Here is a 17,873-nt window from a genome sequence, read left to right as displayed (position 1 = left end):
TGATCACCGACGGCGCCGACTCCTTCTACCGCGTCCTGACAGACCCCCGCGACGGCGCCCCGCTGGAAATCGGCCGGACCAGCTACCGTGTCACGAAGGCCCAGCGTCAATGGCTCCGCCTCCGCGACGGCAGGTGCCCCTTCCCCGGCTGCAGCAACCACTCCCTGGACAACGAGGCAGACCACCTCCTGGCCTGGGCCGACGGAGGCACCACCGGCATCACCAACCTGGGCCAACCCTGCCCCAGACACCACCGCCTGAAACACAGCACCGCCTGGAAACCCACCGGAGCCAGCAAGGACCACCCGCCGGGGTGGACTTCGCCGTCCAGCCGGCACTACCCCAGCGAACACCAGGACTGGGAACCGCCCGAGTGGCCGCACGACATCCTCACCAAGGACACCCTCCCGGACCACGGCCTCCCCGCGGATCCAGGACACCAGGCAGACCCGGCGCCCACAGGCCATGCCGGCCAGGAACCCGGCCAGGAACCCGGCCGGGAACCCGAACTGGAACTGCCCCCGGACCCCTTCCCCGAGTGGCACCAATTCATGGCCGCGCATCCATTCCCCGCTGCGGGCACGGACGATCCCGGCCGGCCGGCGCCCCCGGACGACGCCATCCCGGAACGTTTCCTGCTCCACTGTGCCTGATCGACTGGTTAGGTGCCGTTTCAGCGCGGTAATCCAACCGCCGTGGTGGCGCACTTCCTGCCGGCTGAGCGCTAGGCCACAGTGAAAAAAAGAGACAAACCTGGTAGAGAAAGCGCCTCGTCCTTCAGAACACGGACGCAGGCCCGCCACCCGCTGCGCTCCTGACGCGGCCACTTCCCAAGCGGTGAATAGCGAGCCCGGTCTTAAGGGACTTACGCTGGTCCGGTCTGGACTCGAGGGCGGTTGTGGGGTGGCAGCGCACTTATGGTCCTCGCCGTCGGGAGCTTATGGGTCGTCGGCTGGAACGTGAGGGTGCCGATGTGGATACAGGCCCCTTCCGGGGCTCGCCAAGCGTGGTCGTGCGTGGATCGAGCGAAAACCCAGCCGACCTGGTGGTTCCCAACGAGCTGGACGAGCAGCACCGGTGAGGCTGGGCCCGCAACCCTGCCTCTGGCATCGCCTTCGCCTGCGGACAAGAACTGCCAGGCGGCTTTCACAACCGATGAACGGAAGCCCTATGGGGCCGACGCGGGGCCGGTGGGCACTCTTGATTGAGACGTGGATCACGTCGACTCACCCAGGGTATTCACCCGGAACAGTCACGCATGAAAGAAGGACAACGATGTCTGCCGCCACCACAGAACTATCGCCCGTAGCAGAGACTCCCTCCGGGCCGGCCGAACTGCCCCGGGATGACGCCCTCGAACTCAAGAGGCTCTTGGTGCCCGATGCCCGGGTCGCCACCATCGGCGCGGGTTGCATCGGCCTGGAGGTCGCTGCGGCCGCGGCCGCGAAAGGCCGCGACGTCACCGTTCTCGAGTTCCAGGACCGCGTGATGAGCCGCGTGACCTCAGAACCGGTGTCCCGCTTCTTCGAGCAACTGCACGAGCAGAACGGTGTCCGGTTCGTCTTTGGTGCCGCGGTGACCGCCGTGGAGGGAACCGACCGGGCCGAGCGCATCGTCACCGCCGACGGCGCTGTCTACCCCGTCGACGTTGTCCTGGCCGGAATCGGCGTGGTGCCCAACCAAGAACTGGCAGAAACCGCAGGGCTCGAGTGCCAGGACGGGATCCTCGTCGACGGGGACGGAAAGACTTCCGATCCCCACATCTACGCCGCCGGTGACGCCACGCGCTTCACCAGCAACATCGACGGCGCCAGCCAGCGCCTCGAGTGCATCCAGAACGCCATGGCGCAGGCCGGCAGGGTGGCAGCGGACAAGTTCTCGGTTGTCTATGTCCGGGACGGGCGCCTCGCCGCCGTCGACACCGTCGCGGGCCTGACCGACTTCCGTCCGGCCAAGAAGCTGATCGCCCAGAGGGCACGGATTGACCCATTCCTCGCCGCCGATTCCGGCACACCACTGACCGACGCTGTGTTCGCAGCTTCCTAAAACAAAGGAACCACCATGAGCAACAACAAACTCACCGTTGTCGACCGCGAGGGGTCCACGCACTCCCTCGAATGGGAGCCGGACCAGACCTTCATGGAGGCCCTCCGCGACAACGACCTCCCGTCCTGGCATCCTGCGGCGGCACGGCCTCCTGCGCCACATGCCACGTCATCCTTGAGAAGGAGGTCTTTGACACCCTGAGCGAACGCAGCGAGGACGAACTCGAGTTGCTGGTCGAAGCGGAGGGGTACCAGGAATGCGGCTCCAGGCTCTCCTGCCAGCTTGACTTCAGCGAGGAACTCAACGGCGTGACCGTCACTTTGGCGCCGGAGCAGTAGCTGCCGGTCAATCGGGCAACGGCTACGCTGGCCGCCGGCTGCTAGCCATCGTCCGGCAGGCGTCAGGTTCCCTCTCCGGCGTGCCCCGTCCCGAGGCCGCGCGCCCCAAGGCCACGCCCGCCGAAGCCGCGGAGGCGCACAGGACCGTGGGCGAACCGCCCGCCACCGATCGGCGTACGGCCAACGCCGGGCGTGCACGCGGGTGTGGCCGAATACACGATCCTCGTGTGGTACAAATACCGCACCACGAACGCCGCCAGGAGGGTCGCGGCCTGCGCCAGGACGGCGTCGATGGCGAGGACGTTCACAGCCAGCATCAGGACCGGAAGCCGGGCCAGCGCCTCCAGATTGTTGAAACAGAACGACTGCGCAAACCGGGTCCGCAAGCCGTTTGCCTTGTGCGGCAGGGTGCCGAAGACAATGTTTTCCTGCATGAGGAAGTTCGAGACAATCGTGAGCTCCGCGGCCGCGACGGCGGCCGCGACGAAGTGCGTTCCGGTAGAGAGCAGGAATGCCATGATCAAAAGGTTCAACATGGCCCCGACAGCCCCCACGGCGGCAAACAGCAACGCCGTTCCGGCGCGCAGCTCGCCGAGCTGCCTGAGGAAGCACAGCCCTTGGCCAAGGCCCGCCTTGGACTTGCCGGCGGCCCGCGGTCCGAGGGTGAACGGAACTTCGGACACCGTGAGTTGGTGCCGGGCCAGGATTTCCAGCAGGATCTTGAACCCGCTGGGTCGCAGAGCGCTGCACTCAATGGCGGAGCGCCGCAGGCCAAAGAACCCCGTCATGGGATCAGAACAGCCTCGCAGCCGCAAGGGAAACAATGCCAGCGTGATGCGCGTGGCCCCGGCAGAGAGCACACGGCGGGACCAGATGGCCGCGGCACCGCTGCTACTGTCGCCACCCCTGCCACCCCTGCCACCCCTGCCACCCCTGCCACCCCTGCCGCCCCTGCCGCCCCTGCCGCCCCCGCCACCCCTGCCGCCCCCGCCGCGGCGGCCGCTGGCACCGTAGCGCGAGGCGACCACCACGTCGGCGTCGTTGTCTTCAAGCTCCGCGAGCAGGACGGGGATGAGTTCCGGCGGATGTTGGAGATCGCCGCTCATCACCATGCAGAACTCGGCGGCGCTGGACCGCACGCCATCCACGACGGCTCCGCTCAGGCCGCCCGCGGGCGCCTCCCGATGGATCACCCTGATGCGCATTGGCTGCGCGGCTGCGGCGGCCGCAATGACGTCCCGGGTGTTGTCCGTTGAGTCGTCGACGAACACGAGTTCGGCGTCGATATGACGGCAGGCCTCGGCAGCCCGGCCGATCAATTGTTGGACGTTCGGGGCCTCATTGCGCGTGGGGACGATGACTGAAAGTTTCATGACTGCCGTCCTGTTGGTCTGCGTCCTAGTTGGACGGGGGATTTATGACGCGGTGTACGGTCCATTCGCCGAATGTCTGGACTTGTTCGGAGTTCTGCAGGGCCGTCTTCACCCGGGTCAGTCCCAGGGAATCTATGTTGGCCATGACGGACGGGCCGACGATGATCCAGCGGATTTCCCGCCACCCGCCGGGCCGTTCGATGTCGAACTGCTTGTCGAGGTCCGGCTTCTCTGTGGCGATCATGGTCCAGGCGTTGTTCCACCCGCTTGAATTCAGGTCGTGCCACATGGAGTAGGGGGCTAGCACGACCTCGCTGCGTGAGACGTTGTCCTGAACCCAGGTCATGGCGCTGCGCCAGTTGGAGTTGGTCTGGGCGGTCAGGAGGGTCCTGTCCTGTTCAAACCACTGGGGCAGCGACATCAGGAGCAAAGATGCCGACAGCGCGGCGACGAACCCGGTCCGCAGCGGCCGGGTCAGGCCTGGCGTGCGGCGCGCGAGTCGTTCCACGCCGCTCCAGGCGATGTCCACGGCCGACCCGCAGGCCAGCGCGAGGAACGGGATGACGCCGATGATGTACATCGCGGGGAGATAGCCCTGGCCAAGCACGATCGGTGTGGCGAAGGAGGCGATGGCGATGAAGAGGATCCGGGACTGCCGGCGCAGCAGGCAGACGACGGCGGCAGCCAGTCCGGCGGCGATGAGGTACTTGTCAAAGTAGAGCCAGCCTGAGAGCAACTCGGCGCGGCTGGAGCCGGCCTCGAAAATGGTGCCGGAGCCGGAACGGTTCAGGAGCTGATAGGCGAGGGCGTCCTGGAGTGAGACGTGATCGGGTCCGGAGAGGAGTTCGTTCCGAAGCAGTGCCGACAGCGGGTAGAAGGCCAGCAGCAGTCCGCCGGCGGTGAGGAAGCCAACCACCGAAAATGACCGGTTGCTCCATTTGGGCCGGTACATCAGGGCGAGTAGCAGGGCGGGGCCGAAGATGGACAGGGTTTCTTTGGAGAGCACGGCGATCGCGAAACAGATCCCGGCTCCCACGTGGTGCCACAGCGCGTTCCGTGAGGACAATGCAAGGTAGAACGCCAGCAAGAGCCAGGGCACACCGATGTTGTCGAGGTAAATCTGCCGCCCGAGCACAAGGGAGAGCGGGGACAGGATGAACAGCACCGTGGTCAGGGCCGCGAAAGGAATACGCATGGTCAGCCGGCGGCCCACTATGTAGAGCAGCACCGCGCTGGCGACGAAGTACACCGAAATCACGTACCTGGTGGCACCGATGGTGGTGCCGTCGCCGAGCCCGAGCAGATTCGGAAGCCAGTTCAGCGCCGCTATCTGGATCCATCCCAGCGGCGGGTGGTCATACCAGTAGGTGTAGGGGGCCAGGGTCCCCGAGTGCACGGCGAAGGCCTGGGAGGTGTAGGTGCCTTCGTCGTCCTGGTAGCTGGGCGCGCCGTCGAGGTTCCACAGGCTGAGCACGGCTGCGGTGACCGTTAGCGCAGCGAGGGCAATCTTGTCCCACAGCGGGAGGTACCTCAGGCTGAACGGGGCGCCGTGCGCCGTGCCGCGGTGTTTGGGCGCGCTTGCGGCCCTTGCGTTCCGCTCACCGGCCGCCGCCGCTGGTGGATCGGGTTTTAGTTCAGTGGTTGCCATGGCTGCCTCCTAAGGGGCCGTTGAAACCGAGGGGCTGTTGAAAACGTCAATTGGGTGCTAGTGCCGTGCGGGTTCGGCAGCGCCGGGGAGGAGGTAGGCCAGGTGGGATCCGGAGTGATCGGTCTTTTCCCAGGCAAAATCGCGGCGCACGAATTTGAACAAGGCCCTCAGGGCCGCGAACGCCAGGACCATCTGGTACAGGGGAGTGCCGGCAATGAGCCGGAAGTAGTCGTACCAGCTAATGGCGAACTTATGGTCGCGGCCGAATTCGTGGAGCATGCAGACATCGAAGGCGACAGTTACGAGCGTGGGTATCAGCGGCAGGAAGGTGACCAGCGTGACCACGAGGGGGAACTTTCCCCAGATCGCCGCGGCGATTGCGATGGGAATGCAGATTCCGGCCAGTGCCATGAAATGCTGCTGCATCAGCGTCCACCAGGCGATGGTCCGCATCCGCCGGGACGGCAGGGCCTTCCAGTCGCCCTTGGCGAAGACCTGCATGAATCCGAGGGACCAGCGGGTGCGCTGCCGGATCAGCCCGGACAGGCTGTCGGGCGTTTCCTCACGCGTGACCAATTGCGGGGAGTAGGCCACCACGATCTTGCGGCGGAGCGTCGACAGGCGCACGCCGAGATCGCAGTCTTCGGCGAGGCAGGAGCCGTCCCATCCGCCCACCGCTGTCAGCAGTTCCCGCTTGATGAACACGGTGTTGCCGCCGAGGGGGATGAATCCCTGCCGGGAATGGGCATGCAGCCTGGACCGGAACCATGTGAAGTACTCAAGGCAGTTCCGCAGCGAATACCACGTGTCCTTGTAGTTGATCAGCTGCACCGCACCCTGGACGACGTCGGCGTTCTTGGTGGTGAAGACGCTGTCGATATGGGCCAGCAGCTCTTCCGCGGCGATTGACTCGGCGTCGAAAACTCCGACCACGCTGTTGCGGCACAGCGACAGCGCCTTGTTTAGCTGCCGCGGCTTGTTCTTCCTCTCGCTGACGTCCACGCTGACCCGGACGAACGCCGGAAACTCCCGGGCGAGCCGGTGCGCGATCTCCACCGTCTCCGTGTCATCATGTCCGACCGAGATAATGATCTCCTTGCGCGAATGGGTCTGCGCCAGAAGCGCCGCCAAGGTGGCCCGCATGACCTCTTCGCGTTCGTTCCGGCACGGCATGATCAGCGAGAATGAATGCCCCTCCCTCGACTGAAGGCCGGAGTAGGACGTCCGCACCTGCGTCTTGGGGTCCCACCATGCGTAGGTGTTCAGGTAGAGGGTGGACACGGCGATGGCAAAGAGCGCCACGGCGATGATGAGGACGAGGGCGCTGGCCAGCAAGGTAGCGGACATGACGGAGCTCCAATGAGGTGAGGTGGACGCAGGGGATCTCGAAAACTGGCGGGATCGTCAGTCGGGTGGATACTCAGCCGGACCGCAGGCGGATCCGGGAACGGGCGGGGTGGCTAGTCGGCCGCCCCGCAGGCGACGCCGTCATGGTTGGTATCGAGCTTTTGTGGATCGACATGCGCTTTGCGCACTGACAGTCCGCTCTTGAAGTACGTACGGACCTCGGTGCAGGTCCAGGAATGGGGCATGGACCCGGGATCAAGGCCCGCGTCTTTCATCTCCTTCAAATGCCGGCTCATGCTCGGCGGAATGGCGGGAAGGCACTGTCCGTCGGAGCCGTACTGGGGGAGACAACCGCCCAGGGACAGGCTCGCGTCGGTCAGTACCGCCGCCGGATCAACGGGGCCCCGCTGCTTGAGGCCCATGGAGTTGCCGCCCTCCGGCAAGGAGGCGGCCGCACCGGCTTCCGTCCGGGCCGCCTCAGCCAGGGAGACCTCGGGTGAGTCGCCTGCTGACTTGGACGCCTTTGGGCCCGCGGAAACCGGGGGAATGGGCCCCAATTTCGGTGCGTTGCCGGCGCCGGTGGCGCCGTTGGTCGGGTCCTTGGTGGCGCCCTTGGTCGCGTCCGTGGTGGCGGACGGTCCCGGCCGGGCGCCTGTGGGCGCTTCGGCCGGCTGGGCAGCCGGTGGAACTTGGCTCACGCGCGGGCCGGCGTTGACGGCACTGACGGTGGCGACGGCGGACATCCCGCCCCACACGATGGCCGCTGCCGCTGCCAGGCCCGCCGTCGTCAGGGCGACGATGACGCGTGCCCCGCGGGCTCCGCCTGCAGTTTCCTTGCCGCGCCTCATGAAACCCACACCCAACGGGCAACACTGGGGATTCCGTCAGCGGACAACACGGTGAGCATGTACGGCCCTGGCGGCAGGAGGTTCGGATTGCTGGGAATTTGCGCCGTGCGGTTCGCGCCCGTGCCTGCCAGCGGCAGGTCGACGACGCGCGCGTTGGTGTCTGTCTGATGCGTCTGGGACATCGGCGGGATGAGGGAGGCGGCCGTGACATCGCCCGTCACACCGATCTGCACATTCTGCCCGTAGCCAACCTGGCCGGGAGCCGAGGTGATGGCCGGCCGGGGCCCCTTGAACAGGTACGGCGGGCTGTAGACCGAGATCCTGGCTTCGAAGGAATTATCCAGCGGATTGGAGCCCATGACCGCCACGCGGCCGTCCGGCAGGAGAATGGAGGTCGAATGGTAGTTGCGGCCAACAGGGTCTGCCGCCACAGTCTTCCAGGAGTTCGTCGACGGAGTGTAGATGGCAGCCGTCTGGATGTTTCCCGAGCGGTTCAACTGGGCGCCGTTCGCGGCCAGCACGGTGCGGTCGGGAAGGTTGAGGACGTTGACGTACATCTTGCCGGGTCCGGGGAGGTCCGGTCCGGGCACGTAGTGCGGGCTGGGCTGTTTGAGGTCGATGATGTCCACGAGGTTGATGGCGGGTGTATTGCCGTCAGCGTTGCCGCCGCCAACGATCATGAGTTTCTGGTCCTGGGCCGGACCAATGAAAACGGAGCCGGCCTGGTCCCTGAGATCCTTTTGCCGCAGCCCGGGTACGTCCCAGATCTGCGCGGTTGTCCAGTCGTAGATCGAGGATCCCGTCCCCGGCAGCCCGTTGCCGAAGGTGTGGCCCCCGGAGTAGAACATCCTGCCGTTTTCGAGGAGGAACATGTGCGGATAGGTGCCCCAGAAGCTCCACGTCTGCGGCACCTGGTTTTGCGGCAGCCACTTCATGGCCGAGGTGTCGAACATCTCCGTCAATACGGTGCCCTGGGCCTTTTCGTCGAGCCCGCCGGCAGACCAGATATCGCCGTTGCCCAGCTTCGTCAGCGACGGGTACCAGTGGGCCCCGGCCATGTCGGCCAGCTGATGGAAGGTGTCGTCGGCGGGGTCGAAGTAGTAGCTCTTCTTGGACCCCTGGAAGGTTGTCGGCCCCACGTTGGCGGTGGGGAACGCCTGGGTGCCGCCGGCGAGGAGCACTTTCCCGTCCGGCAGGGTCACGTGTCCGGCACAAAACATGTCGTAGGGCACGGGGATGTTCTTGAAGTCGTTTGTTGTGGGTGACCAGACCACCGCCCGGAACGATCCTGCATTGAAGTTCGTCTCGTCGTTGCCCGAACCGGCGATCAGCAACAGACGTCCGTCGTGGAGCAGTGTTGAATGCAGCGCCCGCACGGGCATTTGCGAGGACAGAGTTTCCCAGGATCCGACGGCGTCCGGCCCGCCCACCGGAGCCGGTCCCGCTGTCTCGTATTTGGTCAGCGAGTAGTTGGTGGTGGACAAGGTGCCGTTGCCGGCGATGGAAACCCCGAGGGAAATCCGGTCGACGCCGTTGGGGATCGCCGGCGTTCGTGCCTGGCCTGTCGTCCAGCCGGAAACGGGCGGCAACTCCTTGAGGTCGGTCCAGTACTGCCAGCCGTTGGCGGTATGGCTGAAGACTGTCAGTCCGGACGGGCCCGCGGCGGTGGTCTTGTAATCGACCTTGAGGTCGTACTGTTCCCCTGGCGTGACGGCGGGTGCGCAGCCCGGCGCGTCCGATTGGATGAGTTTTACGTCTCCGGATTGATAGGCCGTGACATTTAAGGAAAAGGATCGCGCTCCGGCGGGTGAATTCGTCGGGACGTCATTTGAGAGTGAACTCGCTATTTGCCGGTCTCCCCACCCGGCCAGCATAAAGCACGTTGGTGTTGGGGTTCCGCTTGCGAGGCTTCCGTTGATTATCAATTCGCTGGTGTTTTGTGTCGGCGCCGGGATTTCCGTCAGGGAATAGTCGTCGGTTGCGAGAGTTCCGTCAATTCCAAGCGAAAGCCCGAAACTGATAAAATCCGTTCCGTCGGGAATTGTGGGTGTAGGGGCAGTAGCGAGGGTCCAGCCCGCTGCAGGTGCCTGCTGCTGGATGTCGCCCCAGTAGCTCCAGCCCTGGGCGGTATGGCGGAACAGGGTGAGCGACACCGGCGCCGTGGACTTGTACCAGACCTGGATGGTGTAGCCGCGACCCGGGACCACGGCCGGCGCGCATTGGGTGCTCTCCTCCTGGATGAGCTTGCGATCGCCCGCCGTATGGCCCTGGAGAGTGACGGAGACCGCCCTGCCGCCGAGCCGACCCTCGACGAAGTTCCAGTTGCCTTCGGTTCCCCAGCCGGCCCGCTTGAAGCAAGTGGCGTCCACGGTTCCCTCCTCCAGAGACGAGTTCCTCACGAGATTGACGGCGTCGGCCGCCACGGCAACGGTGCCCACGACAAAATTCAGGGGGATAAGGAACGCCAGGATGAGCGCTACTAAGCGCCGGGGGCGTTGTAGGTTATTCACGGCCCGCCGCAATCTGTGCGATGCGTATTTTGCCGCTGTAAGTGCTGACTGCGGTGGGTGGTGATTCCGGATTTATCATTCTGGGAATCGGACGGTCAATGTTGCACATTGAATTCCCCATTTAGCGATTGATCTTCAGTGACAAATGATGCATTTGAGTCTATGGGCGACAAAATGCAAGGGAAACGAGTAAAAATTACTCGACTTCAAGCGGCGCCAGGCAGCGGCGTGTACTCAGGTGGTGGCCGGGGTTTCTGCAGAACTACTTGGTTATCGGGTGGAAGCCAAGGTCAGCGCCCTTCCGGCAGTCCCGCGCCGGCCGGAGCCGCTGGGCCTGAACGGCAGGGGCGCGCCAAAAGGATGTAGCAAAGAGAGCCGAAGCCGGCGTGCCGGGAACTACACGGCAGGACCCGCTACTGCGGGTCGGTCACCAGGATCCGTACCGAGCACAGGTCCGCGGCGGCCTTCTTCAGGACCGAGGCGCGTGGATCCGGGACGTCCAGAAACGCGAGCCGCGACAGGCCGGCGTAGCGTTTCAGGACGGGCTCGGCGAGCACCTGGTCCGCCAGCGTCCGGTCGCCGCCCGGCGCCAAATATTCGATCCGGTGCTCTGCGAAGATCCGTCCGGCGTGCTCGGCGACTGCTTCGACGAGGGCATCGGCCTGGTTGGCTCGCCGCCGCGCAAAACGCTGCTGGGACCAGCCGCCGGCGGCCGTCCGGGACTGGACGTGGCGCGTGCCGGTCTTGGCCGCCAGCACAGCGCCGGCGCTGACCACAGCCACCGAATATCCACCGCGGCGCACCAGCACGGTACCGATGCTCCGGCGCTGCCCGGCCAGCGAGGCCAGCCGCGAGATGGCGTCCTGGCCGCTCCCGGGCCGGCCGTCCACGGGCCAAGGCGCCCGGAGCACCGCCACGGCGCCGTCCGCGGCGCGCAACTGCAAGCCGGCGTCGAGCTCCTCCTCCACCAGTGCGCCGTCCATCAACGTGCCATGGCTCGCGGCGAAGCGGTCCACCCAGCCCGGCAGCCGGTCGCCGGAGACGAAGGCCACTCGGGTTTCGGGGCTGGACATGGCAGGCTTTCCGTTGCAGGGGTGATGGTGACAGGGCGGGCAGGAACTAGAAGTAGCCTATCTATGTGGATGATCTCTTTGGCGCAGGGCGGGACAACGCCGACGGAAGCGACGACCCTGGCGAAGATGTCAACGGCGGCGGCGACGATTCCGGCCACGCCCGGAGCCATGCCCGCTCTGGCGCCGGGTCAGCCTCGCCGCGGAGCCCGCTCGCCGTCCGGATGCGGCCGCGCACCCTCGATGACGTCGTGGGCCAGCAGCACCTGCTCGGCCAGGGCTCCCCGCTGCGCCAGCTGGCTGCAGGCTCCGACGCGACCGGCCCCGCCGGGCCGAGCTCCGTGATTCTCTGGGGTCCTCCCGGCACCGGCAAGACCACCCTTGCCCACGTCATTGCCAAGGGCCGCGGCCGGAAATTCGTCGAGCTCTCCGCCATCACCGCCGGCGTCAAGGACGTCCGTCGCGTGATGGATGAAGCGCTGACCGCACGCGACCTCTTCAAGACCACCACCGTCCTCTTCCTCGACGAGATCCACCGCTTCAACAAGGCCCAGCAGGACGCGCTGCTTCCCGGCGTCGAGAACCGCTGGGTGGTGCTGGTGGCGGCCACCACCGAAAACCCGTCGTTCTCCGTCGTGTCCCCGCTGCTGTCCCGCTCGCTGCTGCTGACGCTGAAACCTCTCACCGACGCCGACGTCGAGGGCCTGCTGCAGCGGGCCGTTGCGGATGTCCGCGGTCTGAACGGCAAGGCCGAGCTCAGCGCCGACGCGCTGGCGCACCTTGTCCGGCTCTCCGGCGGCGACGCCCGCCGCGCCCTGACTGCCCTCGAGGCCGCCGCTGGCGTCGCCTTCGGAGACACGGACGACACCGACGCCGCCGGCGCAGGAACGGCGGAGCCCGTCACGATCCAATTGCGGCACACGGAACGGGCCCTGGATGTCGCCTCGGTTCGCTACGACCGCGCCGGGGATCAGCATTACGACGTCGCCAGCGCGTTCATCAAGTCGATCCGGGGCTCGGACGTCGACGCCGCCCTGCACTATCTCGCCCGGATGCTGGAGGCCGGTGAGGACCCCCGGTTCGTGGCCCGCCGGATCGTGATCTCCGCGGCCGAGGACGTCGGCATGGCGGACCCGACGGCGCTGCAGACCGCCGTCGCGGCGGCCCAGGCCGTGCAGCTGATCGGCATGCCGGAAGGCCGCATCATCCTCGCCGAGGCCGTGGTGCATCTGGCCACCGCGCCGAAGTCCAACGCCGCGTACATGGGCATCAACCAGGCGATCGCCGACGTCCGCGCCGGGCTCGGAAACGGCATCCCGGCCCACCTGCGCGATGCCCATTACCCGGGCTCAAAGCAGCTCGGTCACGGCAAGGGCTACAAATACGCCCACGATGCCCCGCATGCCGTGGCCACCCAGCAGTACCCGCCGGACGACCTCGTCGGACGCAACTACTACCAGCCCACCGCCAACGGGGCCGAACGCGACATCGCCACCCGGCTCGAGCGGCTTCGGAAGATCATCCGCGGCAAGTGAAGGGCCCGTGACCAGCGGCTGTTCCGCCGCGGCCCCGCAGCGCGGAATCCGCCGTTGACATAGGGGCCAAGAGGTCTAACGTGGAATTACGTCAGCATCGATCTGCTGGCCCCCGTGCGGCGCAGGGGACAGCGCGGTCACATCGCCGGCTCTCGCTATCCGGACCCCTGAACGGCAGCCGGCTTCGCTCCATCCCAGATCGTTTAGCGCAAGCGTCCCTGCCCCGTCCCAGTTATTCCTCAGTGAGCGTCCCATGAGTATCAATTTCGTTTCAGCCATGGCAGTGAAGTCCTTCGATGTGCCCGACAAGAAGCGGTGCCCGGACAAGGCCGAATTCGACCTCTGCACAGTGAACGACTACTCGGTGGCCCGACTGATCCTGGGCCCGGGGTGGCGGTGGTCGGAGAACACCAGGCCCTACGAGCAGACTGAGGTGTGCCTGCACCACCATCTCGGTTTCTGCATATCCGGAGAAATGGAAGTCGAAACGGCCGAAGGGCTGCGCTCCACGATCCACGCCAACGACACCTACGCGATCCCGCCGGGCCACGACGAATGGGTAGTGGGCCCTAAACCGTTCGTGGCCGTGGAATTCCTGGGTGCGGCGTCCTTCGGGCGCAGCGGTGCCCGGGGAGTGCACGCCAGAGTCTGACTTCGGTCCGCCGGCCCGATCTGGTAGGCTGATTCGTTGTCTGGCAAGGCACGGACGCACAATCCATTGAAACTTCGCATTTGATGAGGGTTGCCCTGTGCCCAGTAGCAAAAGGCAGCGGTTGGCCGATGCTCTCCATCGTGGAGGCCAGTAACACTGACACACCGCAGATATTGGAAGGACACAAGTGGCTAACAACACTCGTGCTCGCCGTACCGCACGCCTTTCGCGTGCACTCGGCATCGCTCTGACCCCCAAGGCCGCCAAGTACATGGAGCGCCGCCCGTACGGCCCCGGCGAGCATGGCCGTGCCCGCAAGAAGCAGGACTCCGACTACGCCGTACGTCTGCGCGAAAAGCAGCGTCTGCGCGCCCAGTACGGCATCCGCGAAGCCCAGATGACCCGTGCCTTCGAAGAAGCACGCCGCACCAAGGGCCTGACCGGTGAAAACCTGATCGAACTGCTCGAAATGCGTCTCGACGCCCTCGTGCTGCGGGCCGGCTTCGCCCGCACCATCGCCCAGGCCCGCCAGCTGGTTGTGCACCGCCACATCCTCGTTGACGGCATCCGCGTTGACCGTCCGTCTTTCCGCGTCGGCGAGGGCCAGCTGGTTCACGTCCACAGCCGCAGCGAGACCATGCCTCCGTTCCAGGTTGCAGCAGCCGGCGCTCACCGCGACGTCCTGCCGATCGTTCCGGCTTACCTGGACGTCAAGCTTGACGCCCTGCAGGCCCGCCTGGTGCGCCGCCCCAAGCGTTCCGAGATCCCCGTGACCTGCGAAGAGCAGCTCGTCGTGGAATTCTACGCACGCTAATTCAAAAGGCAGCACCTACAAAGAAGCCCGTGGCAAGCGCCGCGGGCTTCTTTGTATGTAAGGTACTTGGGGGAGTTCCCCGGGAGCCGGTTCTGGCGGCCGGTTAAATCCGTCGGAACCCGACGCAACGAGCAGGTATCCACTGCAGTTCAAGGAGATGAGTGTCTATGTCTGGTGGCGATATTGCCGGCCTGATCGCGGCTGGGGTGTTTGCACTGCTGGTCCTGCTGCTCGCCGTGCCGATCCTGAAACTCGGGGGAGTGTTTGACGAGGTGCGGACCTCCATCCGCTCCATCAGCGATGGCGCTACCCCGCTCATGGACGAAGTCACCGCCACGGTGACCACCACCAACGAGCAGCTGAAGAAGGTCGACGGCATTTCCTCCAACGTCTCGGACGCCTCCGCCAACATCTCGGCGCTTTCCTCACTCATGGCCGCCACTCTCGGCTCGCCGCTGATCAAGGTGGCAGCGTTCAGCTACGGCGTGCGCTCCGCCTTCTCCACCAGCAAAAAGCCCGCCACCGGCCGTCGCAGCCGCTAAAGCCTCCAGGAGAACCTGACATGAACAGAATCATCTGGATGGGAATCGGCGTCGCGATCGGCGTCATCGCCTTCCGCAAGGTCACCGAAGCCCAGTCCGCCCTTGGCCCCGAGGGGCTCAACCGGGCCGTGGGACGGCTGGCGGACGGCCTGTACGACTTCGCCGACGCCGTCCGCGAAGGCATGGGAGAGCGGGAAGCCGAGCTCCGCTCCGCCCTTGGCATCGACACGGCAGCGGATATTGCTGGCGGCGGCACCGTTGCCCGCCGGGATGCGGTCCGGCGCTAGCCGGGAGAGAATTAGTAAGTACGGTGCCCCTCAGGGGCGTGCCGGCACGTCGGCACCTCTTAAAAGGAGTCCCGGATTGACGGGACCCGAATCAGTGCCGGACCTCAGCTTGTCCCGCGCAGCACAGACGCGGGCCACATAACGCAGTGAATATTGAAGGGTAAGAAATCAGCTCATGAAGTCGCAGGAGATCACCAAGCGCTGGATCGACTTTTTTGTCAGCAAGGGACACACCGCCGTGCCCTCCGCCTCCCTGGTCTCCAGCGACCCCTCACTGCTGTTCACCGTGGCCGGCATGGTCCCGTTCATCCCGTACCTGACGGCCCGTGAAGAGGCCCCCTACCAGCGGGCCACCAGCGTGCAGAAGTGCATCCGGACCGGTGACATCGAGGAAGTCGGCAAGACCGCCCGCCACGGGACCTTCTTCCAGATGTGCGGCAACTTCTCCTTCGGCGACTACTTCAAGGAAGACGCCATCAAGTTCGCGTGGGAGCTCCTCACCACCAGCGTGGACGACGGCGGGTACGGGCTGCCGCCGGAGCGGCTCTGGGTCACCGTCTACGAAGAGGACGACGAGGCCGAGCAGCTGTGGCTGAAGAACACCGGCATGCCGGCCGAGCGGATCCAGCGGATGGGCAAGTCCGACAACTACTGGTCCACCGGCCAGCCGGGCCCGGCCGGTCCGTGCTCGGAGATCTACTACGACCGCGGCCCGTCTTACGGCGTCGAGGGCGGCCCCATCGCCGATGAAAACCGCTACGTCGAGATCTGGAACCTCGTATTCATGCAGTACCAGATCGACAACGTCCGCTCCAAAGTGGATTTCGACATCACCGGCGAGCTGCCCAAGAAGAACATCGACACGGGCCTAGGCATGGAGCGGCTCGCGATGATCCTCCAGGACGTCGAGAACATGTACGAAACCGACCAGGTCCGTCCCGTGATCGACCGCGCCGCGGCGCTCTCCGGCCGGGAGTACACCTCCGCGGAGTCCGCCGAGGACCCGCACCACACCGACGACGTCCGCATGCGCGTGGTTGCCGACCACATCCGCTCGGCCCTCATGCTGATCGCCGACGGCGTCACCCCCTCCAACGAGGGCCGCGGCTATGTGCTGCGCCGCCTGATCCGCCGAGCCGTGCGTTCCATGCGCCTGCTCGGCGTCGAAAAGGCCTGCCTGCCCGAGCTGCTGCCGGCCTCGCGGGACGCCATGAAGGGCGTCTACCCGATCGTGGAGACCGACTTCGAGCGCATCAGCCGGATTGCCTACGCCGAGGAGAAGGCCTTCCTGCGCACCATCGCCTCCGGCACCGCCCGGCTGGAGGACGCCGTCAAGGAGTCCAAGGCCGCCAACCAGCCGCTCTCCGGCGCCGACGCCTTTGCCCTGCATGACACGTACGGCTTCCCGATCGACCTCACCCTGGAAATGGCCGAGGAAGCCGGGCTGAAAGTCGACGAGCCCGAGTTCCGCAAGCTCATGCTCGAACAGCGCCAGCGCGCCCAGGCCGATGCCAAAGGCAAGAAGGGCTCGCACGCCGACCTGAGCGCGTTCCAGGAGCTGCTGTCCGCCGGCGAGACCGTCTTCACCGGCTACACCGAGCTTCAGGGCGAGTCCAAGGTCCGAGGCATCCTGTCCGGCGGCCGGAAGGTCGCCCAGGCCTCCACGGGCGAGGAAATCGAACTGGTCCTGGCCGAGACGCCGTTCTACGCCGAGGCCGGCGGCCAGGCCGCCGACACCGGGCTGATCACCGGCGACGGCTTCGTCGTCGAGGTCCTGGACGTTCAGCGCCCCGTCAAGGGCCTCAGCGTGCACAAGGCGATTGTCCGCGAAGGCGAAATCGGGTCCGATTCGCTGGTTCAGGCCGCCGTGGACCGGGAACGCCGCCACGCCGCCGAGCAGGCCCACACCGGCACGCACATTGTGCACGCGGCCCTGCACCAGATTCTCGGCCCGGAGGCCCTGCAGCGCGGCTCCTTCAACAAGGCCGGCTACCTGCGCTTCGACTTCGCATGGGGCGAGGGCCTGAGCGCCGCCACCCGGTCCGAGATCGAGGAAGTCTCCAACATCGCCATCCGCAACAACTTCCGGGTGGAAACCAAGGTTATGGGGCTCGCCGAGGCCAAGGCGCTCGGCGCCATGGCGCTGTTCGGCGAGAACTACGGCAACGAGGTCCGGGTCGTGGAAATCGACGGCGCCTGGTCCCGCGAACTTTGCGGCGGCACCCACGTCGAGAACACCTCCCTGATCGGGAGCCTGTCCCTGCTCGGCGAACAGTCCGTCGGCTCGGGAAACCGCCGTGTCGAAGCCTTCGTGGGCATGGACGCCTTCCGGCATCTGGCCGCCGAGCGGGCACTTGTCACTGAGCTCACCGAAATGCTGAAGGTTCCCTCCGGGCTGCTCGCGGACCGGATTTCCAGCACGCTGACCAAGCTCAAGACGGCCGAAAAGGAACTCGAGCGGCTACGCAAGGAGCAGCTCACCGCCGCCGCTGGCCAGCTGGTTGGCACCGCCAAGGACGCCGCCGGCGTCAAGGTCATCGCACACGACGCCGGCCAGGTCAGCGGCGCGGACGACCTGCGCGGCCTGGCCCTGGACCTGCGGACGCGTCTCGGTTCCGAGCCCGCCGCCGTAGCGGTGGCCGGTGTCAGCAACGACCGCCCCGTCATCCTGATCGCCACCAACGAAGCCGCCCGGGGAACCGGAGTCAAGGCAGGCGCCCTGGTGCGGCTTGCCGCGGGCATCCTTGGCGGCGGCGGTGGCGGCAAGGACGACGTCGCCCAGGGCGGCGGCACGGACGCCGCCAAGGTCGGCGCTGCCCTCAGCGCCGTCGTGGACGCGATTACCCGGCGATAGCGGAGCCTA

15 protein-coding genes and 1 pseudogene are annotated in these 17,873 nt (G+C 66.1%); 10 read left to right on the top strand and 6 right to left on the bottom strand.

The genetic code is table 11. The features are described 5' to 3' along the window. The 4 genes and pseudogenes from BLQ10_RS22715 to BLQ10_RS23050 form a co-directional block, all read left to right on the top strand. Positions 1-653 (top strand): annotated as a pseudogene (locus tag BLQ10_RS22715) (hypothetical protein); the annotation flags it as partial. 622 nt (positions 654-1,275) lie between these two features. Beyond that, positions 1,276-2,046: an FAD-dependent oxidoreductase gene (locus tag BLQ10_RS07950; RefSeq protein ID WP_175558521.1), complete on the top strand. Its 771-nt coding sequence runs from the start codon at positions 1,276-1,278 to the stop codon at positions 2,044-2,046. A gap of 15 nt (positions 2,047-2,061) precedes the next feature. Then, positions 2,062-2,247, top strand: coding sequence for a hypothetical protein (locus BLQ10_RS22710; protein ID WP_254785460.1), 186 nt, complete (start codon positions 2,062-2,064; stop codon positions 2,245-2,247). Beyond that, positions 2,172-2,384 (top strand): 2Fe-2S iron-sulfur cluster-binding protein, encoded by a 213-nt coding sequence (locus BLQ10_RS23050; protein WP_368086504.1) that lies wholly within the window; start codon positions 2,172-2,174, stop codon positions 2,382-2,384. Before BLQ10_RS22710 ends, BLQ10_RS23050 begins: the two co-directional genes overlap by 76 nt. A 62-nt stretch (positions 2,385-2,446) precedes the next feature. Here BLQ10_RS23050 and BLQ10_RS07940 read toward each other — a convergent pair whose 3' ends face one another. The 6 genes from BLQ10_RS07940 to BLQ10_RS07915 form a co-directional block, all read right to left on the bottom strand. Next, positions 2,447-3,757: a glycosyltransferase gene (locus tag BLQ10_RS07940; protein ID WP_091560392.1), complete on the bottom strand. Its 1,311-nt coding sequence runs from the start codon at positions 3,755-3,757 to the stop codon at positions 2,447-2,449. A gap of 25 nt (positions 3,758-3,782) precedes the next feature. Then, complete coding sequence (locus BLQ10_RS07935) at positions 3,783-5,405, bottom strand: ArnT family glycosyltransferase (protein ID WP_091560389.1); 1,623 nt, start codon at positions 5,403-5,405, stop codon at positions 3,783-3,785. A 57-nt stretch (positions 5,406-5,462) separates the two neighbouring features. After that, positions 5,463-6,752, bottom strand: coding sequence for a glycosyltransferase family 2 protein (locus BLQ10_RS07930; RefSeq protein WP_091560386.1), 1,290 nt, complete (start codon positions 6,750-6,752; stop codon positions 5,463-5,465). A 113-nt stretch (positions 6,753-6,865) separates the two neighbouring features. Continuing rightward, positions 6,866-7,600 carry a hypothetical protein gene (locus BLQ10_RS07925; protein ID WP_091560383.1) on the bottom strand — a complete coding sequence of 245 codons (735 nt, stop codon included), beginning with the start codon at positions 7,598-7,600 and terminating at the stop codon, positions 6,866-6,868. Next, on the bottom strand, positions 7,597-10,038 hold the full coding sequence (locus BLQ10_RS07920) for a galactose oxidase early set domain-containing protein (protein ID WP_254785459.1): 2,442 nt from the start codon (positions 10,036-10,038) through the stop codon (positions 7,597-7,599). Before BLQ10_RS07920 ends, BLQ10_RS07925 begins: the two co-directional genes overlap by 4 nt. Before the next feature lie 485 nt (positions 10,039-10,523). Next, the gene (locus tag BLQ10_RS07915; protein ID WP_091560377.1) at positions 10,524-11,183 is read right to left on the bottom strand and encodes an acVLRF1 family peptidyl-tRNA hydrolase; all 660 of its coding nucleotides are present in this window, start codon (positions 11,181-11,183) and stop codon (positions 10,524-10,526) included. A gap of 65 nt (positions 11,184-11,248) precedes the next feature. Between BLQ10_RS07915 and BLQ10_RS07910 the strand changes: the two genes are divergently transcribed. The 6 genes from BLQ10_RS07910 to alaS all read left to right on the top strand — a co-directional run bounded on the left by BLQ10_RS07910 (position 11,249) and on the right by alaS (position 17,864). After that, positions 11,249-12,715: a replication-associated recombination protein A gene (locus BLQ10_RS07910; RefSeq protein WP_091560375.1), complete on the top strand. Its 1,467-nt coding sequence runs from the start codon at positions 11,249-11,251 to the stop codon at positions 12,713-12,715. 253 nt (positions 12,716-12,968) lie between these two features. Next, positions 12,969-13,367 carry a cupin domain-containing protein gene (locus BLQ10_RS07905; RefSeq protein ID WP_091560372.1) on the top strand — a complete coding sequence of 133 codons (399 nt, stop codon included), beginning with the start codon at positions 12,969-12,971 and terminating at the stop codon, positions 13,365-13,367. Positions 13,368-13,554: 187 nt separating this feature from the next. Beyond that, entirely contained in the window at positions 13,555-14,181 is a 627-nt protein-coding gene (gene rpsD, locus BLQ10_RS07900; RefSeq protein WP_018773157.1) for a 30S ribosomal protein S4, read from the top strand. A 167-nt stretch (positions 14,182-14,348) separates the two neighbouring features. Beyond that, a complete protein-coding gene (locus tag BLQ10_RS07895) occupies positions 14,349-14,723 on the top strand; it encodes a DUF948 domain-containing protein (protein ID WP_091560370.1) in 375 nt (124 codons plus the stop codon). Between the two features lie 20 nt (positions 14,724-14,743). Next, complete coding sequence (locus BLQ10_RS07890; RefSeq protein ID WP_254785458.1) at positions 14,744-15,010, top strand: DUF6167 family protein; 267 nt, start codon at positions 14,744-14,746, stop codon at positions 15,008-15,010. A gap of 175 nt (positions 15,011-15,185) precedes the next feature. Next, positions 15,186-17,864 (top strand): alanine--tRNA ligase, encoded by a 2,679-nt coding sequence (alaS, locus tag BLQ10_RS07885; RefSeq protein ID WP_091560368.1) that lies wholly within the window; start codon positions 15,186-15,188, stop codon positions 17,862-17,864. Positions 17,865-17,873: the final 9 nt, after the last annotated feature.

It is taken from the genome of Arthrobacter sp. ok362, assembly GCF_900102785.1.
Classification (GTDB): Bacteria; Actinomycetota; Actinomycetes; order Actinomycetales; family Micrococcaceae; genus Arthrobacter.
The sequence above is the reverse complement of the archived record's forward strand: the minus strand, read 5'-3'. Positions and strand labels throughout refer to the sequence as shown.